The sequence below is a fragment of the uncultured Veillonella sp. genome (genome assembly GCF_905209685.1).
Taxonomy (GTDB): domain Bacteria; phylum Bacillota; class Negativicutes; order Veillonellales; family Veillonellaceae; genus Veillonella.
Genome location: NZ_CAJLUB010000134.1, coordinates 1 through 4,476 on the forward strand (window position 1 = coordinate 1; position 4,476 = coordinate 4,476).

Genomic DNA, 4,476 nt, shown 5'->3' on the forward strand with positions numbered 1-4,476 from the left:
GTTCACTTGCTGGATCTGTTAATACAGCATGGGTAACAGCAGCCATAACAGATTTTGCACCAAATTCTTCTAATGCTTTAGCGCCTTCTACAAGGGAACCTGCTGTATCTACAATATCGTCAACGATGATGCAGTTTTTACCTTTTACATCGCCAATAAGGTTCATAACTTTAGCTACGCCTGGTTCAGGACGTTTTTTCTCGATAATTGCGATTGGCGCACCGATGCGGTCAGCCAAATCACGAGCACGAGTTACACCGCCAAGGTCTGGAGATACAACAATCACATCTTCAAGATTTTTTTCATTAATGTATTTAGCCAAAATAGAAGCACCATATAAATGATCTACTGGCACATCAAAGAAGCCTTGAATTTGACCTGCATGCAAGTCGATTGTTACAAGACGTGTAATACCAGATGTTTGCATCAAGTTTGCTACTAATTTTGCTGTGATTGGTTCACGGCCACGAGTCTTACGGTCTTGGCGAGCATAGCCATAGTAAGGTACTACAGCAGTAATATGGCGTGCAGAAGCGCGTTTCAACGCATCAGCCATAACCATTAATTCCATCAAATTGTCGTTTACAGGATAGCTAGTTGGTTGAATGATAAATACATCTTTGCCACGTACGCTTTCATCAATCATAATTTGTACTTCGCCATTATTAAAGCGACCTACAAATGCTTCACCTAAAGGCAAACCTAAATAATCACAAATTTCCTTTGCCAATGCAGGATTCGCATTACCTGTGAAAATTTTAAGTTTTTTGCCGTCTTCAAATGCCATTTTGTTACCCTTTCATTTGTTCCTATACTGGTTACTTATCCATAATCATCCATTACAGATACACACTATTGCCTTTTTATTGTATACTATTTTGCCCTAATTGTGTTAAAAAATTATAATATTTTTTTATTTCTTTTTGAAAGTATCATCAGTTACCCAATTTTCTTTCACAATTTGCTTGCTACGGCCTACGGCTAACGCCTTATCTGGTACATTTTTAGTAATGGTAGAACCTGCACCTACATAGCTATAATTACCTACTGTTACAGGAGCTACTAAATTACTATTACAGCCTACAAAAGCACCATCGCCAATTGTCGTACGATGTTTAACTTTACCATCATAGTTTACAGTAATCGTACCGCAGCCAATATTAACACCAGAGCCTACGTCGCTGTCGCCGATATAGGAAAGATGTGGGAACTTAGTACCTTCCCCAACATTGGAGTTTTTAACCTCTACGAAGTTACCTACATGAACCTTATTACCAAGCACGGTATTAGGGCGCAAGTGAACATATGGACCTACATCTACACCCTCTTTTACTTCGCAGTCATGACCATATGTGAAGTGGATAATCGTATCATTACCTACTTTTACATTCGTCAAACGAGTATGTGGACCAATTTCACAGCGCTCACCAATGACAGTATTTCCTTCGAGGATTGTGCCAGGATGCAAGATTGTATCAGCTCCTACTGTTACCTCTGGAGCTACATATGTATTGGCTGGATCAATAATAGTAACACCAGCTGTCATTAGCTCAACATTTTTACGATGTTTCAAAATAGCTTCGGCTTCCGCTAATTGCAAGCGAGAGTTTACGCCTAGAGACTCTTCAAAGTCCTTTGTCATATATGCGCTTACCTTGTCGCCACCATTTACAAGAATACCAACTACATCTGTGATATACAATTCACCTTGTGCATTATCATCAGATAATTGGTCTAAGCAAGGCCATAATTTTTTACTATCAAAAGCATACATGCCTGTATTAACTTCTTGAACAGCTAATTCCTCTGGTTTACCATCTTTTTGCTCTACAATGCGAACTACAGAACCTTCTTCATTGCGGATAATACGACCATAACCTGTTGGATTCGGCATATGAGCTGTTAAAATTGTCGCTGCTGCACCAGAATTTTTATGTTCTTCTAACAGTGCTTCTAAACTTTCTTTTGTAACAAGTGGTGTATCGCCACAAAGTAATAAGATAGTACCATCATAATCGCCAAGTACTGGTTGAGCCATTTTTACAGCATGACCTGTACCATTTTGCTCTTCTTGACGAACAAATTCAGCGCGGTCCCCCAAGTAATTATGTACCGCATCACCGCCAAAGCCTACGATAACCACATCGCGATTTGTACCGATAGACTGAACCGTTTCAAGAACGCGCTCTACCATCGCCTTACCACCAACCTTGTGCAATACCTTTGGCAATTTAGACTTCATGCGCGTGCCCTTACCAGCAGCTAAAATAAGGCTTGCAATATTCATAGTAATCTCCTATCTGTTATCTCTCATATATCTGACTTTTTAATAGTACTTACATCATATTAGCCCATTGTCCAATATGCGATATAAAGTCATTATATCTAACTATAATGTATCTAATATTAATTGTTTATTCTTCATCAAATACTGGTTCTATATTAATTTTCTTTGTATTTTCATCAATACCATAGAACGTAAATAATGATTCATAATCATCGATTAATTTTGGATTTGGCTCTGCCGTTGCTACAAGAACACCGGTCCCAACAACGACACCACTCATTTCTAAAACAAGTTCTTTAAGACCTTTTGCAGTGCCCCCTGCTTTCATAAAATCATCGATAATTAAAACCCTAGCATTGGGAGGAATCGCTCTCTTTGTTAACGTCATGGTCTGAATACGACCAGAGGATCCTGTTACATAGTTGATACTAATAGCGGATCCTTCTGTTACCTTACTATCACGACGAGCAATGACGAGAGGTTTGTTGAAAGCTCGTGCTACCATGACAGCTAAAGGAATCCCCTTTGTTTCAACGGTCAGAATATAATCAGGGTTGCGGTCCATAAAACGGGTCATAATGATTTCTCCAAGGCGTGTCATTACATGCCAATCATATAAGATATCAGACATGTAAATAAACCCACCAGGAATGATACGGTCTGGCTCCATCAAGCGAGTTTGCACATCTCGTAAAATATCATTAGCTTGAGCACCCTTACGATGAGGAATGAAACGCACTCCGCCTGCTACGCCAGCTACGGTTTCTAATGTACCAAGCTGAAAATGCTCCATAGACTGTCTCACACAGGTTAAGTCTTCACTAACCGTAGACTTTGCCATGCCAAAGAAATCACAGAAATAATTTAAAGGAATCAATTTTTGCGGTGAATCAACTAACAATTTAGTCATTGCCACCATGCGTTCCACGCGCCGTACTTTATCCATAAAATTTCCTTTACCATTCATCATATAACTATTGATTACACTCATGTAACAAATGTCATGAGTTATTTCAAATATATCTATATTTATTATACCATAATTTCCGAATATTCGAGGTTATAGAAACACTATAATTCGGCAAAATAAAAACTCTCTAGTCCTCATGTAATACTGTAAGTTTAGACCTTATAGTCTATTACACTATTATATGTACTAGAGAGTTTTTATTATAAAACGTAAACCTTCACAGTTTGACGACCAAACTGCAATGCTTCAGAACGAGAATCATAAGCTAAGTCAATTCTATGACCTTTGATAGCGCCACCAACATCATCAGCTACAGCATAACCATAACCTTCAATGTATAATCGCGTACCTAATGGAATTAATTTTGGATCTACAGATACGATGCCCTTCTTTAAGCGACTACCTGTAGCCGTATAATTACCATTGCCAGGATCTTGAGCAGAATAAGCACTAGCTTGCATAGTTAAAACGCGAGAGTATTTATTTGGTACACCATTATGACTTAATTCTGTACCATGTCCACCATAACGAGTCTCCATCTTTTCTAAAGCATTCATCGTACTAGGACCAACGCGACCATCTACAGCGAGTCCCTTTGACTTTTGAAATTTCCGTACAGCTTGTTCCGTATTATGACCATAAATACCATCTACAGAATCATGTAAAAAACCTTGATGCTTTAACATGGTTTGCACCTTGCTAACATGGTGTCCCCGTTGTCCCCGATCAATTGTTTTTGCCAATGATACGGAAGATACCACTGTAGTCATACAAACAAGCGTACATGCGATAATTATTTTCTTAACCATATACACCTCACCTTACATCAGTAGTATACTATACAGTTTTAAATAATCTATAAACCATTTTGACATAGCAATACCAAAAATGCATATATAATGCACGTTTTTAACTATATCTCAAATCTAGTACTACATATATATCATAGAAATATAGTATAGCAATGAAAAATCTCCATTAAAGTCTGCCTAATCAAGTAAAGTTTTTATGTTTTGATTTTATAGACAGTCAATAATGGAGACTTTTATAATAACTATTTAATTTTAGCAGTTATGATATACACCTATATGGCATTCCTTGCGCTTAGCACCAATAATACGTAAGTATGTATAGCCAATAACAGCAGAAATGATGGAACCGATTAATACGCCACCTTTAGCCATCTCTTGAGCATGACCTGGATCAAAAGCTAAAACGG

4 protein-coding genes and 1 pseudogene are annotated in these 4,476 nt (G+C 37.9%); all 5 read right to left on the bottom strand.

Annotation, left to right across the window (positions count from 1 at the left end; all coding sequences use genetic code 11):
• Window positions 1–787: ribose-phosphate pyrophosphokinase (locus QZ055_RS08230; protein ID WP_295825992.1), on the bottom strand; the 787-nt coding region annotated here is incomplete at its 3' end.
• A 126-nt stretch (window positions 788–913) separates the two neighbouring features.
• Complete coding sequence (gene glmU, locus QZ055_RS08235) at window positions 914–2,287, bottom strand: bifunctional UDP-N-acetylglucosamine diphosphorylase/glucosamine-1-phosphate N-acetyltransferase GlmU (protein WP_295825997.1); 1,374 nt, start codon at window positions 2,285–2,287, stop codon at window positions 914–916.
• Window positions 2,288–2,414: 127 nt separating this feature from the next.
• Entirely contained in the window at window positions 2,415–3,233 is an 819-nt protein-coding gene (purR, locus tag QZ055_RS08240) for a pur operon repressor (RefSeq protein WP_105088960.1), read from the bottom strand.
• A gap of 224 nt (window positions 3,234–3,457) precedes the next feature.
• Window positions 3,458–4,066 carry a peptidoglycan-binding protein gene (locus QZ055_RS08245; RefSeq protein WP_295826037.1) on the bottom strand — a complete coding sequence of 203 codons (609 nt, stop codon included), beginning with the start codon at window positions 4,064–4,066 and terminating at the stop codon, window positions 3,458–3,460.
• 255 nt (window positions 4,067–4,321) lie between these two features.
• A pseudogene (gene nhaA / locus QZ055_RS09460) lies at window positions 4,322–4,476 on the bottom strand (Na(+)/H(+) antiporter NhaA); the annotation flags it as partial.

Excerpts from the sequence above, each read along its gene's own strand:
- purR (WP_105088960.1), bottom strand. The coding sequence starts at position 3,233 with ATGGATAAAGTACGGCGCGTGGAACGCATGGTGGCAATGACTAAATTG.
- glmU (WP_295825997.1), bottom strand. The coding sequence starts at position 2,287 with ATGAATATTGCAAGCCTTATTTTAGCTGCTGGTAAGGGCACGCGCATG.
- QZ055_RS08245 (WP_295826037.1), bottom strand. The coding sequence starts at position 4,066 with ATGGTTAAGAAAATAATTATCGCATGTACGCTTGTTTGTATGACTACA.